The sequence below is a fragment of the Sphingobacterium sp. UBA2480 genome (assembly GCF_002341965.1).
GTDB classification, from domain to species: Bacteria; Bacteroidota; Bacteroidia; order Sphingobacteriales; family Sphingobacteriaceae; genus Sphingobacterium; species Sphingobacterium multivorum.
This window is the reverse complement of the sequence record NZ_DDPA01000004.1, coordinates 184654-203598: the sequence shown is the minus strand read 5'-3', so window position 1 is coordinate 203598 and position 18945 is coordinate 184654. Positions and strand designations below refer to the sequence as shown.

The window sequence follows — 18945 nt, the reverse complement described above, 5'->3', positions numbered from 1 at the left end:
GATATAATCTAGATTAAACTGCTTCTGCTAATAATTTTTTACCTTTTTCGATAGCATCATCAATGTTACCGACTAAGTTGAAGGCAGCTTCAGGGTACTCATCTACTTCACCGTCAATGATCATATTGAAACCTTTGATGGTATCTTTGATGTCTACCAATACACCTTTTAAACCTGTAAATTGTTCTGCAACGTGGAAAGGTTGAGATAAGAAACGTTGTACACGACGTGCGCGGTGTACTGTTAATTTATCTTCTTCCGATAATTCGTCCATACCTAAAATGGCGATGATATCTTGTAATTCTTTATAACGTTGAAGAATTTCTTTTACACGTTGTGCAGTATTATAGTGTTCGTTACCTAAAACGGCAGGAGAAAGGATACGTGATGTAGAATCCAAAGGATCCACAGCAGGGTAGATACCTAACTCAGCAATTTTACGAGACAATACTGTCGTTGCATCCAAGTGAGCGAAAGTTGTCGCTGGAGCAGGGTCAGTTAAGTCATCGGCAGGTACATATACGGCTTGAACCGAAGTGATTGAACCGTTTTTAGTTGAAGTGATGCGCTCTTGCATTAAACCCATCTCAGTTGCCAATGTTGGTTGGTAACCTACGGCTGAAGGCATACGACCCAATAGGGCAGATACTTCAGAACCTGCTTGTGTAAAACGGAAGATGTTATCAATGAAGAATAATACGTCACGGCCTTGACCTTCGCCATCACCGTCACGGAAGTATTCCGCTACTGTCAAACCTGATAAAGCAACACGTGCACGTGCCCCAGGAGGCTCGTTCATTTGACCGAATACGAAAGTACATTTTGAATCTTTCATCAGTTCGTGGTCAACAGTTTCCAAAGGCCATTCGCCTTTTTCCATGCCTTCCATAAAGTGCTCACCATATTTGATGATACCAGACTCCAACATCTCGCGCAATAAGTCATTACCCTCACGTGTACGTTCACCTACACCGGCGAATACAGAAAGACCACCGTGACCTTTTGCGATATTGTTGATTAATTCTTGGATTAATACAGTTTTACCTACACCGGCACCACCGAATAAACCAATTTTACCACCTTTAGCATATGGCTCTAAAAGGTCAATAACTTTGATACCAGTAAAAAGTACTTCGGATTCAGTTGACAAATCTTCGAATTTAGGAGGTACGTTGTGGATAGGACGACCATTCTCTTTATTCAAATTTTGGATCCCGTCTATGGCATCACCAACTACATTGAATACACGACCTTTGATTTCTTCACCAACAGGCATTTTGATAGGAGCACCAGTATCGACAACTTCCATTCCGCGAACTAAACCTTCAGTTGCGTCCATGGCAATTGTACGTACACGATCCTGACCTAAGTGTTGTTGAACTTCTAATACAACACGTTGTCCATTTTCTTTTTGAATGTACAATGCATCGTAAATTTTAGGTAGATTTTCACTGTCGGCGAAGTTGACGTCAACAACTGGGCCGATAATCTGCGCTATTTTACCAATCTTGGGCATATTATAGGGACTAAATATTTATTAATCAATTTTATATAAGAGACATAAAAGGCCTCTTTTTTGGTCAGCAAAAATAAGGTTATTCGTTTTTAAAAACAAATAGAATTTGCAATTAAATTACAATTTTATTAATGTAGGTCAAAATGTTATCTATTGTAATTCTGTATGTTTCGATTTCTATACCTGCAAATATAGTTTTTCTCTTTTATTCGGCTAGGTATTTTTGAAGTTTACTGCATTACTTCGTTGAATCTTTTGTTTGTTTTGAGGAATGGTACCTGATGAAATAAAATCGACCTGTAACGGAGTACCTCAAGGAGTCGTTACAGGTCGATCAAAATAAATATGCTATTTTATGAGAAGCAGGACTATATTTTTTTATTTAGTTCGTCCTGCAACTGGCGCTTGAGCAGCTGTTCCTTTTCCATGGATTTTTTACGGAACGTAGCGAATTCTTCTTGCGATTGCTCCGCTGTCTTTTGGAATTCCACCGTGTCCACTTTCGCTTTCCGATAAGAAAATAAAAAGATAAATGCTGCTACGGCCAATACCGCAATGATCGTCCAAACAACTGTATTGTAAAAAGTTTTAGAGGTATTGATGCCCAAGAAAGAAAAACTTTCTGTTTTTTCCTTCTCCTGCGCCAGCTGATCTTTTAAAACCTGAATAGAATCTTGCAAAGTTTTGGTATTGGATGTATAGTTGCTTGAAGATGATTTTAAAGAGCTGATTTCCTTGTGGAGTTTTGCTACGGTATCTATGACATTTCGTTTCACAATATCCAGATTGGTTTTTCGCACCATCTTGAAATCATAGTTGTTTTTCGAAATATAATTCAGGTGGTCAAATTGATTTGCCAAACTTCCTTTTTTTAATCCATCCGGACTGTACTTGAAAGCATTATCCTGTTGTGCTGCTGTAGTGGCGGGAGCCGCAGTAGGAGTTTGTGCCTCCAGTAATGTATGTGATGAAATAAATAAAATTGTAAAGAATATAAATGCTAATCTCAATTTGCTCATGTTGTTTATTTTATAAAATGCGTTAATCCAGCCTATCCAAATTGCAAAACCAGGATATACCTGTGATAAATATAAGGAATTATTGAAAAAACGAAAATGTTAAGTGAAATATATTCCAATACATACCTGATTTTCCGTCACTTTATTATGATTCGATCGACCAACTTGGCAAATACCGTAAAAAGGACATGATCTTTTCCTTATAGATCGCCGTGTTTAGTTTGAAATAGTAGGCTCCTTTTTTTGAATTTTCCTTATCCTTTTCCTCCAGTTTGATGATGAGGTCTGAGGAAAGCAGTTTTCGGCTGAAATTCCGCTTGTCCAACTCAATATTGTAAACACCCTCATAAAGTGCTGCAATTTGGGGAATCGTGAATTTCTCGGGCAGCAGTTCAAATAATATCGGATACAAAGCCGCTTTCATGCGTAGACGGTGTTGTGCCGAAGCGATCATTTGATCATGATCGAAGATCAGTGTTGGGTGCTCCCGCAATGGAAACCATTGGGCTTCGTAATCGTCGCTTAGGATATGTTTATATTGCTGTGTGTCAATCAATGCAAAATAACAGATACTGACAACCCGGTCGCTAGGCTCCCGATTAGGTTCGCCGAATACACTACATTGCTCCATATATACATTTTCAAGTCCTGTTAGCTGTTTGAGTACTCGGCTCGCGGCCTCTTCCGGACTTTCGTCGGATTGAACGAAACCACCCATCAGACTCCATTTATTTCTTTCTGGTTCGAAATCACGTTTAATTAAAAGTACTTCAAGGGATTCGCCGTTAAATCCAAATATGATGCAGTCTACTGCCAAAAGGATCCCTGAATCTTTTTTATAATATTCCATCGTCTATCGTTTTATCTTTTTATCTGACACCACCCCATTTATTCCACGAGCAAAACTATGTAAAAAAGTAAATAGCTAAAAATAAGTATAATAATTGTCTGATACATCCCTTTAAAAGGCATTTATACCCCTATATCAGGAATTCGGGTTAACCATAATTTGCTGCTATGAAGTTAGCTCTATTTTTTAAATATGAAAATTTTCTTTCATATTTAAAAAAATAAATGTTTATTTGACACTAATTATTTTCCATGGCTAACTTCGAAAGGGAGGTATTGGAAAGTAAGGCATTAGAGACAATTATAAGTTATAAACCAAATTCAGCAAAAATGAATAAATCGTATGTCATTGGGGTGGACTATGGAAGTGATTCGGTCCGTTCGGTATTGGTTGATGCTAACAATGGCGAGGAAATAGCTGCTTCTGTATTTTACTACCCCCGTTGGAAAAGGGGGGCGTATTGTGATGCGGCTTTAAGCCAGTTTAGGCAACACCCTTTGGACTATATCGAAGGCTTGGAGGCGACAATTAAAGATTGTTTGCTCAAATCGGGAGTCGACAATATAGCAGCGGCCGTAAAAGCAATTTCCGTGGATACAACGGGGTCTACTCCAGTTGCCGTCAACGCCGCTGGGGTTCCATTGGCGTTGTTGGACGAGTTTAAAGACAACCCCAATGCCATGTTTGTCTTATGGAAAGATCATACAGCCGTTAGAGAGGCCAAAGAAATTAACCTGCACAATCAAAATAGTCCAGTGGATTATCTAAAGTATGTGGGCGGCGTATACTCTTCGGAATGGTTCTGGGCCAAATTACTTCATGTTTTTAGGACTGATGAAAAGGTCCGTGCAGCTACAGTTAGCTGGGTAGAGCATTGTGACTATATTCCTTTTCTATTGACTGGCGGAACACAGGTATCTGCTATGAAGCGTGGAGTTTGCTCCGCAGGCCATAAATCGCTTTGGGCCGAAGAATTTGACGGTCTACCCCCAAATTCTTTCTTTTCAACGCTTGATCCACTGTTGGATGGTCTGGTTGATCGCTTGTTTTCCCAAACATACACTGCTGATCAATCTGCTGGTCTGCTTTCGGAAGAATGGGCGCAACGTTTAGGTCTTACAACATCAGTCGTTGTTGGTGTAGGTGCATTTGATTGTCATATGGGCGCAGTCGGAGGACAAATTGAGCCCTATTATCTGAGTAAGGTGATGGGTACATCAACCTGTGATATGTTAGTTGCTCCAAAGGAGGAGGTTCAGCATACCTTGGTCAGGGGAATCTGTGGTCAGGTAGACGGTTCCATTATTCCGGGAATGATTGGTATGGAAGCTGGGCAGTCTGCATTTGGTGATGCTTACGCCTGGCTGAAACAGGTGTTACTGTGGCCAACGAAAAATTTGATACAAGATGTTGAAGGGATCGAAGCACATACGCGCGAACAGTTAATCGCAACGTTGGAAGATAAACTATTGGTCAGTTTAAGTGAGCAGGCTGCATTACTTCCCGTAACTGCAACATCCGAATTAGCTTTGGATTGGCTCAATGGCCGCCGAACTCCGGATGCGGATCAATCCTTGAAAGGAGCGATCACAGGCTTACACCTCGGAACAGATGCGCCGCGGATCTTCAGAGCGATTGTCGAAGCAACCTGTTTCGGTGCAAAGGCTATTGTTGACCGTTTCGTTGAGCAGGGTATTCCTGTAAAAGGCTTGATCGGTTTAGGCGGTGTTGCAAAAAAATCACCTTTTATTATGCAAATGATGGCCAATGTGATGAATATGCCTATTCGTATTCATAAGAGTGAACAGACTTGTGCCATTGGCGCAGCCATGTTTGCCGCAACAGCAGCTGGTTTATATAACCAGGTCGAGGATGCCATGAAGGCAATGGGGCAAGGTTTTGAACGAACCTATATCCCTGAGGAAAAATGGGTGTCCATTTATGCCGAGCGTTATGAACATTACAAAGCGCTGGGAGCTTTTGTCGAAGGAAAGGAATCGCTCGCCATTACTGTTTAACCATTCAAATTTTAATCATGTATAATTCAATTAAAGAAGAAGCCTACCATTGCAATATGCAATTGCCCCAGCTGGGATTGGTGCTTTTTACATTTGGAAATGTGAGTGTTGTTGACCGTCACCATGAAGTTTTTGCCATTAAACCCAGTGGGGTCCCTTATGAGGAGCTTACACCGGAACATATGGTGATTGTAGATTTTGATGGTCATGTGGTTGAGGGTAATCTTCGGCCATCATCAGATACGAAAACCCATGCCCTATTGTATAAACAGTGGAAAGAGATTGGCGGTATAACACATACACACTCCACCTATGCGACAGCATGGGCACAGGCACAGCGGGATATTCCCATTTTTGGAACGACACATGCCGATCATTTGACCGTCGATATTCCTTGTGCCCCACCAATGCACGATGAGATGATCGCCGGAAACTACGAACATGAAACGGGGTTTCAAATTATCAATCACTTTGTCGAAAATAAGCTGGACTATAAAGAAGTGGAAATGATTCTGGTTGGCAACCACGCGCCGTTTGCTTGGGGTAAAACCGGAATAAAGTCTGTCTATAACAGTGCGGTGTTGGAACAGGTGGCGAAAATGGCTTGGTTGACAGAACAGATCAACCCGAATGCACCTCGATTAAAGTCTGCGCTGGTCAAAAAGCATTACGAGCGGAAGCATGGGGCCAATGCCTATTATGGTCAATAATTTTAATAAAAAATCTATAGCAAAAACTACAATTTACATGAATATCAATTTAAAAGAGCTTGAAGTCTGGTTTGTCGTGGGAAGCCAAGACCTTTATGGTGAAGAGACCTTGCGACAAGTGGCCCTACATGCTGAAGAAATAGCCCATTATTTAGATACCCAAGCGGTGATTCCGGTAGCGGTAAAATATAAACCGATCGTAAAAAATACAGACGAGATTTATGCAACATTGGCAGCCGCCAATAGTGAAAAAAATTGTATTGGGGTCATTACTTGGATGCATACCTTTTCACCTGCAAAGATGTGGATCCGAGGATTAAAAGCGTTGCAAAAGCCATTGTTGCATCTGCATACGCAGTACAACCAGGATATACCGTGGCATAGTATCGATATGGATTTTATGAACCTTAACCAAAGTGCGCATGGGGATCGTGAATTTGGACATATCGTTAGCCGCTTAAAAATAGCGCGTAAAGTCGTCACTGGCCATTGGCAAGATGCGGAAGTATTGGAACGGATTAATGTTTGGGCGCGTGCAGCCGCAGGCTGGCATGACTGGCAGGGAGCTAAGTTCGCACGGTTCGGCGATAATATGCGTTATGTGGCTGTTACAGATGGCGATAAAGTGGAGGCAGAGTCGCAATTTGGTTTCGCTGTAAACACCTATGCCATTGGGGATCTAGTGGAGGTGATTAATGCGAGCACTGAAGCGGAAATCGCGGCATTATTAGTAGAGTACGAAGCAACTTATGAGCTGGCGGAAAATGTGAAAGCTGGCGGTGAATATCGTGCTAACCTCATCGAAGCTGCTAAGATAGAAATTGGCCTACGGAAGTATTTGGAACAAGGAGACTTTAAAGGTTTTACGGATACTTTTGAGGATCTGCATGGCATGGTACAACTTCCGGGCCTGGCGGTACAGCGTTTAATGGCTGAGGGTTATGGTTTTGCCGGTGAAGGGGATTGGAAGACGCCGGCTTTGGTGCGTGCTTGCAAAGTAATGGGAGCAGGATTACCGGGTACGACGGCATTTATGGAAGACTACACCTATCATTTTGATCCGCAGAATCCCATGGTACTTGGCTCACACATGTTGGAAGTGGACCCCGCATTGGCAATTGGAAAACCACGAATAGAAGTGCATCCACTAGGCATTGGCGGCAAGGCAGATCCTGCTCGCTTGGTTTTTAATGGCCAAAGTGGTGATGCATTGAATGCTTCTTTGGTCGATATGGGAACGCGTTTCCGTTTGATCGTGAACAAAGTACAAGGTGTTGCTGTAGAAGAAGAACTCCCTAAGCTTCCTGTCGCACGGGTGTTATGGAAACCGCTGCCCGATATGAAAACAGGTTGCAGTGCCTGGATTGTGGCTGGGGGTGCGCACCATACTGCCTACAGTTTGAGCTTAACACCCGAATACCTGGAAGATTTTGCACGTATGGCGGGTTTAGAATATGTATTGATCGACGAGGACACTACGGTAGCAAGACTCGAAGACCAATTGAAATGGAATGAACTCTATTATTTACTGGGTAAATAATAACCTAAGCCATTTATACCTGTTCTTCGCGGTATAAATGGCTTATTGATAATAACCAATTTGGGAAATATGGAAAAATTTGCAACGGTAGATTACATCATCTTCGTAATTTACTTCTTTATTGTAGCCGGCTATGGCTATTGGATTTATCGTAAAAAGACGAATAGTTTAAGCAGCAGCAAGGACTACTTTCTGGCGGAAGGATCACTGACCTGGTGGGCCATAGGCTCTTCATTGATCGCATCGAATATTTCTGCCGAACAGTTTATTGGCATGAGCGGCAATGGATTTGAGGTCGGTATTGCTGTAGCTGCTTACGAGCTCATTGCTGCGGTAGCGTTAATTATTGTTGCGGTTTGGTTTATTCCGGTCTATCTGAAAAACAAGATTTTCACGATGCCTCAGTTTTTGAACAACCGATACAATGAAACGACGAGTCTCATCATGGCAATCTTCTGGTTGTTTTTGTATGTTTTTGTCAATCTGACATCTATCCTGTATCTCGGGGCAATTGCCATTTCGAGTATGGCCGGAGGTGGCGACAGCTTCCACACCATTACAGTTGCTTTAGCCGTATTTGCCGTCATCATTACGCTGGGGGGAATGCGTGTTATTGGTTTTACAGATGTTATTCAGGTTGTTGTATTAATTATTGGCGGTATAGCGACGACGTATGTGGCATTGACCTTGGTCAGTGAACATTTTGGTTTGGGACAAGACGCCTTGGCTGGATTCAATAAATTGATGGAAGATTCGCCGGAGCATTTTAACCTATTTGTCGATAAACCAGGGCCAGGAGCTAGTCAGGAAGATATCAATAAGTATCTGATGCTGCCTGGAATAGGAATGTACCTTGCTGGAATCTGGATTGTCAACCTAAATTACTGGGGTTGTAATCAATACATCACACAACGCGCTTTGGGAGCCGATCTAAAGACTGCACGCACAGGGATTCTTTTTGCGGGATTTCTAAAATTGTTTATGCCAATTATCGTTATGCTTCCAGGGATAGCCGCTTATGTGCTATACAAAAATGGTGCGTTACAACACGAAATGGCTCCTGGAGGAGTGTTTCACGCCGATAATGCATATTCAGCGATATTGGGCTATCTGCCCAATGGAATGAAAGGGCTTGCGCTGGCGGCGCTTACAGCGGCTATTGTGGCCGGATTGGCCGGAAAGGCCAATAGTATCGCAACGATCTTTACATTGGATATCTTTAAAAAATACATCAATAAAGATGCGAGCGAAGCAAAAATGGTGTGGGTTGGAAAGATAACCATCGTGATCTCTATTCTACTTTCTGTTTTGTTTACCTGGAATGATGCGCTGGGCATCGGTGGTGCCGGCGGATTTACTTTTATCCAAAAATATACAGGCTTCATCAGCCCCGGTGTTTTTGCGATGTTTTTGCTAGGGATGTTTTGGAAAAGGACGACAGGTGCAGCCGCCATTACAGGCCTTGTTACGGGATTTGCGTTGTCTATATTTTTCAATGAGTTTGCAACAAAGGTTTTCGGACCAGAGACATGGATCTATACGGCATATCTCAACAAAGCGGGCGTTTATGAAATACCATTCCAGATATGTATGGGACTCGCATTTGTATTTACAATGATTGCTATGATTGCTGTGAGCTTATTTGGACCAAAGGTTAATCCAAAAGCTTTTGTATTGGATCGGTCGATGTTTAAAGTAGAACCATCCGTATTGGCATTAATTGTTGTGACTTTATTGTTGGTGACCGCTATCTACGTGCGTTTTTGGTAGAATGTTGCCATTTGAATAATTAAAAAATTATGAACCATTCCTAATGAAAATTAGGAAGCCTCCATCAGACCGATGGGGTAAAACTTAATTACAGATGAATAAGAAAATTATTATTGGTTTGTTGACTTGTGCTTCATTGGCCTATGGCTGCCAATCTTCATCAACTCAAAATAAGCAAGCAGCAACGATGGCTGATTCTACTTCCAGCCCGGCTTTCGACAGTCAGATTGATGGTAAAGAAGTTAAACTGTTCCAGCTCAAGAACGACAAACTCGCCATTACGTTGACAAATTATGGTGCACGTCTGGTGAGTTTAAAAGTCCCGGATAAGAACGGTAAAGCGACTGATGTTATTTTGGGCTATGATTCGGCCAAAGAATACAAGGATAACTATAATAATTTTTACGGCGCCATTGTAGGGCGTTATGGTAACCGGATCGGGAAAGCATCATTTAAACTGAATGGTGAGGTGTATACGTTGGAAAAGAATGATGGCGAGAACTCACTTCATGGCGGTACCAATGGCGTTTACAATAAGGTGTGGGATGTCGTTAGTAGCACTAATACATCAATCACATTAGCCTATACCTCACCTGATAAAGAAGCGGGGTATCCAGGAACGGTCAAGATGGAGGTTACCTACACCCTGGAGGACAATGGTGCTTTGGCCATAGCCTATCAGGCGACAACAGATAAAGAGACGGTCTTAAATCTGACCAACCATGCGTATTTTAACCTCAATGGAGCCGGAGATTCTTCTATTTTGGATCATGAACTTCAGATTGATGCAAAGGCAATTACCGAAGTTGATAATACCTTGATCCCAACAGGAAAGAGCTTGCCTGTCGCGGGCACCGCATTCGATTTTACCAAACCGACACGCATTGGCGCTCGTATTGAAGATCAAAATGCTCAACTGAAGATTGGAAAGGGCTATGACCATAATTTTGAACTCAACAAGAAGGATGGTTTCCAGAAGGTCGCACAGGTGTATGCTACCAAGACAGGTATTGAAATGGACATCTACACAACCGAACCAGGCTTGCAGTTTTACAGCGGTAATTTTATGAAGGATTCGGATCCTAAAGGGAAAGAGGGAAAAGTGTATCCATTCCGTTCTGCCTTCTGCTTGGAGACACAACATTTTCCAGATGCACCAAATCACCCCAGTTTTGCGTCAACGGTGTTAAAACCTGGCGAAAAATATAGTTCAAAGACAACCTATCAATTCAGTGTGAAATAATAAAATCGATATGATGAAGCTAAGATTAAAATTAGGCGTTGTTTTTACGCTGGCCACTGGATTACTGTATGGACAGAGTAGTGTAAGATTGGAAACACCACAGCAGGAGCAGATTATAAGTCGACATATCTATGGACATTTTGCCGAACATTTGGGACGCTGTATTTATGATGGATTTTATGTCGGTGAGAAAAATGATTCGATTCCCCATGCTGACGGCGTCCGGAAAGATATCATCGAAGCTCTTAAGAAGTTGAATATTCCCAATTTGCGTTGGCCAGGAGGATGTTTTGCCGATACGTATCATTGGAAGGATGGCGTTGGCCCCAAAGCCCAGCGTCCTGCTATCGTAAACAATTGGTGGGGCGGCGTGACAGAGGATAACTCTTTTGGTACACACGATTTTCTCAATATGTGTGAATTGTTGGGTGCAGAGCCTTATCTGGCGGGAAATGTGGGGAGCGGTGAGGTGCAGGAACTTGCCGACTGGGTTCAATATGTGAATTTTAAAGGCGAGAGCCCCATGTCGGATTGGCGACGAAAAAATGGTCGGCAAGAGCCTTGGAAGGTGAAATTCTGGGGCGTAGGAAATGAAGCCTGGGGCTGTGGCGGAAATATGACTGCCGATTACTATACAGACATCTACCGCAAATACGCCACGTTTATGTCGGACTGGACCAATGGAAGCGGTTTGTATCGAATCGCCTCGGGAGCCAATAGTGCCGATTATAATTGGACGGAGACTTTGATGAAGAAAATTCCAAGTGGTTTGATGAAAGGCATGGGACTTCATCACTATGCCGTGATCAACTGGGACGACAAAGGCTCTGCAACGCAATATTCGGAGGAGGAGTATTTTAAAACCATGAAATCAGCTTGGTTTATGAATGAGCTCGTGGAAAAGAATATCGCCATCATGGACAAATATGATCCGAAAGGACTGGTGGATCTGATCGTAGACGAATGGGGCGGCTGGTATGCGGTAGAACCTGGCACGAATCCGGGCTTTCTCTACCAACAAAATACCATGCGTGATGCCATGATTGCAGGAATGACACTCAATATCTTTAACAATCATGCTCGCCGGGTGAAGATGGCCAATCTTGCCCAAGCCGTGAATGTATTGCAAGCTGTTATCCTGACAGAAGGAAAGAATATGATTTTGACGCCGACTTATCATGTGATGGAAATGTATAAGGTACATCAGGATGCCAAGTTAATTCCTATTTCCCTTCAATCAACGGATTTTGAATTTAACCAAGAAAAAATTCCGGCCGTGTCGGTTTCAGCCTCTCAAGATCAGCAAGGTCGTACACATATCTCCTTAGTAAATATTGATCCGAAAAAGAATAATAAGGTAAAGGTAGATTTGGGTTCGGTGAAAGCTGGAAAAGTAACAGGTCGAATTCTTACCGCGGACAACCTACGCGATTATAATTCCTTTAAGAAACCCGCAACAATTGCACCTGTTGTGTACAATAAGGCAAAGGTTGTAAATGGTACCATTGAAGTGGACATTCCTGCATTTTCAGTTATTGTATTGGAATTAATATAACAGCTAATTTTGATAGGGTTGTCATGTCGTGTTACCCTATTTGTGCTGTTAAAGCTGGTGTAAAACCTGAAATAATAAATTATTGTTGAAAAAATAAATATAGGGATGAAAAGAGTACTGTCAACACTTCTACTGTTAGCGAGCTTGGGCTCTTCAGCAATGGCGCAGTCACCGATAACATTAAATGTTGCGTTGGATAAACCTACAGGCAACATATCGCCGCATATGTGGGGCGTCTTTTTTGAAGATATCAATCTTGGTGCCGATGGGGGGATCTATGCAGAATTGGTAAAGAATAGATCATTTGAGTTTGATCAGCCTTGGATGGGCTGGAAAAAGCTCGAAAATGGTCCTGAGGGAAGCTACCTGCTACTAAACGATGGCAAACGTAAAGGGAACAAACGTTATTTAAGGATACATAGTGCAGCTAACCTGAAATTAGGTCTACAAAATGAAGGCTTTAGAGGAATGGGAGTGAAAGCGGGTGCAGCATATGAGTTCTCAGTACAATACCAAAGTGCAGCTAAAGGGATGAAAATCCATGTTGAACTGCTCGATCAACAGAATAAGGTTATTGGAACAGCTGAACTTCCGCTTGAATCCGTCGGATCATGGTCTGAAGCCGCAGTCAAATTTCCTGCCAACCAAACGACAGATAAAGCCAAATTAAATGTGTGGTTTACAGGGACAGGTACGTTAGACGTCGATATGCTTTCGTTATTTCCAGTAGACACCTGGAAAGGTAGACCGAAGGGTTTACGTAAAGATATGGTTCAGATGCTTGCCGATATGAAACCCGGCTTTATCCGTTTTCCTGGCGGCTGTATTGTTGAAGGGAGAGATTTGGCCAATCGGTTTCAATGGAAAAAAACGGTTGGACCAATAACGGAAAGGGAATTGATTATCAACCGCTGGAATACCGAGTTTAGCCATCGTCTGACACCTGATTATTTTCAGACCTTCGGTTTAGGATTTTATGAATACTTTTTGCTGGCGGAAGATATTGGCGCATCTCCGGTGCCAATTCTCAATTGCGGTATGGCCTGCCAATTTAATACCGGTGAAGTGGTACCCTTAGATGAGTTAGATACATATGTTCAAGACGCTTTGGATCTGATTGAATTTGCTAACGGCACAACAGCTACAAAATGGGGAAAATTACGAGCGGATATGGGGCATCCTGAGCCTTTCCACCTTAGCATGTTGGGCGTTGGAAATGAAAATTGGGGCCCGCAATATATCGAGCGGTTAACCGTCTTCAAGAAAGCGTTAAACGAGAAACATCCGGAGATCAAAATTATCGCCAGTTCGGGTACCGATCCCGAAGGAGATCGTTTTGACTTCTTAGATGATAAACTGCGGGCGATGAATATCGATATCATTGATGAACATTATTACCGCCCACCATCCTGGTTTCTGTCGAGCGCCAATCGTTATGATAATTACCCTAGAAATGGGGTGAAAATCTTCGCAGGGGAATACGCTTCGCATACCACACGACCAAACGGTCCTGGCAAAAGTACCTGGGAGGCGGCCCTCTCGGAAGCCGCTTTCATGACGGGCCTGGAACGAAATGGCGACGTAGTGGAAATGGCATCTTACGCGCCATTATTCGGCCATGTCGATGGCTGGCAGTGGTCACCTGATTTAATTTGGGTGGATAACTTGCAGGTATATGGAACACCGAGCTACCAAGTGCAAAAATTATATGCGACCAATAAAGGGACAAGCATTGTTCCGATCAAACGGGATGGTGAAATCGTAGCGGGCAAAGATAGCCTATATGCTTCTGCAGTATTTGATGCCGTTGCGCAACAGCTTATCGTGAAAGTCGTCAATTACAATAGTAAGCCGATGAAAGTGAACCTTGCCATAAATTCGAAGAAAAAGCCTGCTGCGACAGCAGAGAAAATCACCTTGGCCAACGCCAACTTAAACCAGAGTAACAGTATCGAGGAACCATTGAACATCCGTCCAAAGCAAAATACAATAACTTATAAGGGGAAGACAATTGTTGAAACATTTGAACCTTACTCCTTGACCTTGATAAAATTGACCGTAAAATAAGATGAATATCCGCATACTCATTTTTACAACCCTGATGCTATTTGTGCAGAACTTGTTTGCACAGGTGAAGGAATCGGATCTGGCTGCTTACCTCATGGTTTATTTTAAGGATGAAAGCCATGGTCTGTATGTTGCTGTCAGTCAGGATGGCTATTCTTTCACCGATATCAATAAAGGAAAACCGATCATTGCTGGTGATAGCATTGCACAGCAGAAAGGTATTCGCGATCCCTATATCATGCGTGGAAAAGATGGTTATTTTTATATGGTCATGACGGATCTACATATCTACGGACAAAAGCAAGGGTATAGAAATACGGAATGGGAGCGCGACGGAGTCGCATTTGGATGGGGTAACAACCGCGGTATTGTCTTAATGAAATCGGCTGATTTAATTCAGTGGACCCATACGGAGCTATACTTGGAAAAAGCCTTTAAAGGCTGGGAAAATGTTGGCGCCTTTTGGGCTCCCGAACTCATCTATGATGATCGTACTGGTAAGATGATGATCTATTTTACCATGCGGTTTGGCAATGGACTGAATCAGCTCTACTATGCCTACTTAAATAAGGAGTTCACAGCATTTGAATCAGAACCACAGCTCTTGTTTCAATACCCCAAATCAAATAAAAATTATATCGATGGCGATATGACGAAGGTGGGGAATAAATACCATCTTTTTTATGTTGCCCATGATGGTGTTCCAGGCATTAAGCAAGCTGTTTCAGACCACCCGAATGGACCCTATCAGTATGATGATCGGTTCTATGACCCTGAGCCAGAAGCCTGTGAAGCTCCGAATGTGTGGAAAAGGATAGGGGAAGAAAAATGGGTGTTAATGTATGATATCTATGGGATATCACCACATAATTTTGGCTTCAGTGAAACCACAGATTTTAAAAATTTTGTTGATCTGGGACACTTTAATGCAGGTAAAATGAAATCTACTAATTTCACTTCGCCCAAACATGGTGCTGTCATCCCAATAACAAAGCAAGAGTTGCAGCGATTAGCAAAGCATTGGCAGTTTGATTTGTCTTTCCCAAAAAAATAGAAGCGCGTTAGCGCTGATCTTCGTACCTTATTGCCTTTGTATGGCAATAAGGTACTTAACCAAATAAATTGCTAGTGAATTTCAGCTTAATACCGAGTTGAAAATTATGGATTGTTTTGAAGATCTCTTTAATTGTCGCCTTTTCGATATTGGTTAAGCTATCGATAGGTACGTAATTGTTGGGCGCCAGTTTAGCGATACGGATCTGGTTGGCCTGATTTTTTAAACGGATCGACATCAGGTAATAATAGGATTGATTTAATTCCTCGTACTGTTCTTGTGTGAAGATGCCCAATTCAAGGAGCTGTTTTAACCTACCACCGGTATTTTCTTCATAAATTCTGTTTTGCAGTGCGTAAACCCGGACTAAGTCAACAATGGGTGTCATCGCTTTCTTGATATTGAAGACTTCAGAAGAACCTATTGTTTGCGTTTTTATTGCCTTGAAAAATGTGAGCGGCGGTTCATATTGTAGCGCATTCTTTGCAATGAACGTAAAAAAACGCTCGTTGGGTTTTTGTAGCTCAATATTGAGAAATTCTTTGAGTTGATCAATAATGCCCTGGTCACCATATAATCGCCTACAGTCGAAGAAGGTCGAAAATTTAATCGCATTCTCGGGGATGCTCTCTTCAATCCATTTCTTGTAATTTTTCTTCCAATGCGACAGCGAATGTGTCCATTCGGGATTACTGGCCATATATCCACCGGTACAGTAGCTAAAACCGATGGTATTGAGATGATCCGACACACGACTGGCAAAATTGAGGAAATACGCGCGTACGAGCTCCCGTTGTTCGTTTGCTTTATCTTCATAAATAATGGCGTTATCTTGGTCGGTCATTAGCGTTTGTTCTTTCCTTCCTTCGCTGCCCGTTACCATAAACACAAATTTGGCGGGTGGCTCGCCCATTTCCCCGATCACTTTTTCAATTACTTTAAGGGCAATACTGTCGGCAACGGTCGTGATGACCTGGTTCGCAATCTCGGCATTTACACCCCTACCGAGCAATTGGTGGATAATCTCGGGAACATTATTCCATTTTTCACGCAACTCATCCAGCGTTTCGGCGAGTTTAACCGATTGAATGAATACGAGCGGAGACTGCCCCTGTTCACTCAATAGCCGATTTCGACTAAGGAAACCGATATAATTGCCCGCCTTCTCGACAAGGAGATACCTCGATTTCGTGCGGAACATCATCAGTACCGCCTCGTAAAGATAGGCCTGATCGGAAATACTGACAATGGGGTTATCCATAACCTGAGCGATAGATTGCGTTGCCGGAATCTGCTGGGCCACGACATTGTCTCTTAAGGTAATATCGGTTGCATAGCCGAGAATCTGCTCCTCCTTTTTAATAAATATGCAGCTTACCTTGTGTTTCGCCATGGTCTGTGCAGCCTCAAAGATGGGGGTATCGGGTGTACAGGATACGATATCTTTATAGGTAATATGCTCAATTTTGCGCGAATAGAGTTGGTCTGCCGCAAAGTAGCTTTCCTCAAAGGAAGCTGGCGACTTCACAAAATGAGAAAACTCCTCATCTAACATTCTTTTTCCAAAGGAATTGGTGAAAAAATGGAAAAACTCTTCATTCGCATTACACAACTCAATAAAGTCTTTTCGGGGTAAACGATAAATAATTGTACCTTTTTTGGCGATAACAGACTTGAGTGCTTTTGTTCGGTTTAATAAGACCGATATTCCACCAAAACAATACGGCTTATGGTGTATCTCGACCAATCGTTTATTATCAGAAACATCCAGAAAGAACGTTTCATATTCACCTTCGAGGATTAAATCAACACCATCCATGTCGGTAATGTTCTGCCGATAAACTAAGGTATCTTTGGAAAAACGATGTTCATTGAATCTGTCGACGATACTCAATTGTAGGGTTTCGGGCAGAATTTGAAATGGCTGAGTCGATTTCAGTAGGCGTAGTATAGCGTCGGGGTTTTTCATGGAAGTTACATTAACAGATGTTTTCGAATTCAGCTTGCTGATTTTGTATGTCCTGCTCGGATAATTCATCTTTTCGAATCATTTCAAAATAACATTTAGCGGTAATCTCGGCATCTTTTTCTGCATTATGCATTTCGGTCGCTGGACTCGAAAATAGCGTTTCATGTAGCGATGAAAGTGGAAGATGTACCATATTTGGATTCCGAACGTATTTTTTGCTATGCAACAAGGTGCAAAAATATGCTAAGTTATGAAATGGAATAGCCAAGTTGGATCGATAGAATTCGGCTGCTAATACCTGCAGGTCGAATGATAGAAAATGGCCGATTAACTGCGGCTTATATTTTTTGATGTCATGACTGAATTTCCGTAATACGTCTTTTTTCTTCTCACCATATTTCATTAGAAAAGGTGGTGTCAATCCATGAATCTGTTCGGATGCAGGGCTAATTGGTATTAACGGCTCGTAAATATATTTATTGGTTCGTTTAACTTCCTGTTGGTCTTCGTCATAGATGATCCAGGCCAATTGTAAAATATGGGGCCAATTGTCACTGTCCATATAACTCTTGTTCCATTTTTTCGGTAAACCAGATGTTTCCGTATCTAAGAATAGCAAATATTTTTTCAATGAATTGTCGGTAATTAATAATTAAAAATAGTCAAAATTTGCCGAGGAAAGATGGTAAATCAGCTTATATTTTTGCTGTGGGAGCGCAGGGAAGGCACTGATGCTATCTAATAATTTTAGTTACACTAAAAAGGCTGATTTATTTTGTAAACCAGCCTTTTTTAAAATGAGAATATCTCTTATTTCTTTAAAGTTTTTACAGGAAATAGGTCAATAACACCTTTTGCAACTTTGCTGATGTTATTAATTGCCTTTTCAGGATTATCAACATCGCCAGAACCACGTGCCTGCCAGATTACTGCGTTTGTTTTGCGATCGATGGCTTCAATAATCAAATGGCCATATCGATAGCGTTCTTTTGCAACGGGGTAATAGCCGCCGCCATAGTAATAAGGTGAAAACCATGGACGGTACCAGCCCCAGGGACCACCCCAGCCGTAATAACCGCCGCCACCATAAATTAAACGGCTTTTATTGTTGACAATGGTAATATACCGAAATAGTAGATCAGGATTATCTTTAGAATATTGCAGGCCCTTTGCCTCCAACGCCGTATTCGCGGCATCCAAGATATTGGCTTTGGCGATATCGTTGTCAAAATAAGACTTCGAAAGCGAGTCTACCGGAGGTAACCAAGCATAGGTCTTGAAAGGAGTAAAATCCATCTTTTCTACCCGAGTGGTATTGTATTGATAAGACGAACATGATGCGAGTGCAACGCAAAGCACCAAAAATAATAGAATCTTTTTCATCGTAGTAATTTATTTATCAACTGTGATGAATCTACCATGAGTATTTTGTCGCCGTATTGGACAACCACACTCATGATGGTTCATGGCCTATATGGAACTTATATTTATTTAACTAATTTGTTTTTATTCTTTATCCGCATACCTTTCAATTGTAAAAATAGTACAGTTGACGGTCTTTATGGCAATTGTTTTTTTACCGTCCGGGATGCTACCATCCTTTTAGGTTTTACAATCTATTACTTTAGACAAAA

At 42.0% G+C, this 18945-nt stretch carries 14 protein-coding genes; 8 read left to right on the top strand and 6 right to left on the bottom strand.

From position 1 onward, the window contains the following. Positions 1 to 13 precede the first annotated feature (13 nt). From atpD to B3600_RS08335, 3 genes are all read right to left on the bottom strand, one after another. A complete protein-coding gene (atpD, locus tag B3600_RS08345; RefSeq protein WP_070570146.1) occupies positions 14 to 1516 on the bottom strand; it encodes a F0F1 ATP synthase subunit beta in 1503 nt (500 codons plus the stop codon). 368 nt (positions 1517 to 1884) lie between these two features. Continuing rightward, a complete protein-coding gene (locus B3600_RS08340) occupies positions 1885 to 2535 on the bottom strand; it encodes a hypothetical protein (RefSeq protein ID WP_070570144.1) in 651 nt (216 codons plus the stop codon). A 145-nt stretch (positions 2536 to 2680) separates the two neighbouring features. Next, positions 2681 to 3385 (bottom strand): NUDIX hydrolase, encoded by a 705-nt coding sequence (locus B3600_RS08335; protein WP_070570142.1) that lies wholly within the window; start codon positions 3383 to 3385, stop codon positions 2681 to 2683. Between the two features lie 329 nt (positions 3386 to 3714). Between B3600_RS08335 and B3600_RS08330 the strand changes: the two genes are divergently transcribed. From B3600_RS08330 to B3600_RS08295, 8 genes are all read left to right on the top strand, one after another. Further along, positions 3715 to 5403: a ribulokinase gene (locus B3600_RS08330; protein WP_286752847.1), complete on the top strand. Its 1689-nt coding sequence runs from the start codon at positions 3715 to 3717 to the stop codon at positions 5401 to 5403. Between the two features lie 17 nt (positions 5404 to 5420). Further along, entirely contained in the window at positions 5421 to 6113 is a 693-nt protein-coding gene (locus B3600_RS08325) for an L-ribulose-5-phosphate 4-epimerase (protein WP_070570140.1), read from the top strand. A gap of 37 nt (positions 6114 to 6150) precedes the next feature. Continuing rightward, complete coding sequence (gene araA / locus B3600_RS08320) at positions 6151 to 7653, top strand: L-arabinose isomerase (protein WP_286752668.1); 1503 nt, start codon at positions 6151 to 6153, stop codon at positions 7651 to 7653. Positions 7654 to 7722: 69 nt separating this feature from the next. Beyond that, positions 7723 to 9423, top strand: a complete 1701-nt coding sequence (locus B3600_RS08315) for a sodium:solute symporter family transporter (protein WP_112374965.1) — start codon at positions 7723 to 7725, stop codon at positions 9421 to 9423. 94 nt (positions 9424 to 9517) lie between these two features. Then, entirely contained in the window at positions 9518 to 10666 is a 1149-nt protein-coding gene (locus B3600_RS08310) for an aldose epimerase family protein (protein ID WP_112374964.1), read from the top strand. 10 nt (positions 10667 to 10676) lie between these two features. Continuing rightward, positions 10677 to 12221, top strand: coding sequence for an alpha-N-arabinofuranosidase (locus B3600_RS08305; RefSeq protein WP_236560294.1), 1545 nt, complete (start codon positions 10677 to 10679; stop codon positions 12219 to 12221). A 105-nt stretch (positions 12222 to 12326) separates the two neighbouring features. Then, positions 12327 to 14288: an alpha-L-arabinofuranosidase C-terminal domain-containing protein gene (locus tag B3600_RS08300; RefSeq protein WP_286752667.1), complete on the top strand. Its 1962-nt coding sequence runs from the start codon at positions 12327 to 12329 to the stop codon at positions 14286 to 14288. A 1-nt stretch (position 14289) separates the two neighbouring features. Next, the gene (locus B3600_RS08295) at positions 14290 to 15342 is read left to right on the top strand and encodes a glycoside hydrolase family 43 protein (protein ID WP_286752666.1); all 1053 of its coding nucleotides are present in this window, start codon (positions 14290 to 14292) and stop codon (positions 15340 to 15342) included. Between the two features lie 55 nt (positions 15343 to 15397). Here B3600_RS08295 and B3600_RS08290 read toward each other — a convergent pair whose 3' ends face one another. From B3600_RS08290 to B3600_RS08280, 3 genes are all read right to left on the bottom strand, one after another. Further along, positions 15398 to 17311, bottom strand: a complete 1914-nt coding sequence (locus B3600_RS08290; RefSeq protein WP_112375437.1) for a DUF294 nucleotidyltransferase-like domain-containing protein — start codon at positions 17309 to 17311, stop codon at positions 15398 to 15400. 10 nt (positions 17312 to 17321) lie between these two features. After that, on the bottom strand, positions 17322 to 17942 hold the full coding sequence (locus B3600_RS08285; protein WP_172462409.1) for a 3'-5' exonuclease: 621 nt from the start codon (positions 17940 to 17942) through the stop codon (positions 17322 to 17324). A gap of 179 nt (positions 17943 to 18121) precedes the next feature. After that, a complete protein-coding gene (locus tag B3600_RS08280) occupies positions 18122 to 18694 on the bottom strand; it encodes a DUF4136 domain-containing protein (protein WP_112374943.1) in 573 nt (190 codons plus the stop codon). Positions 18695 to 18945: the final 251 nt, after the last annotated feature.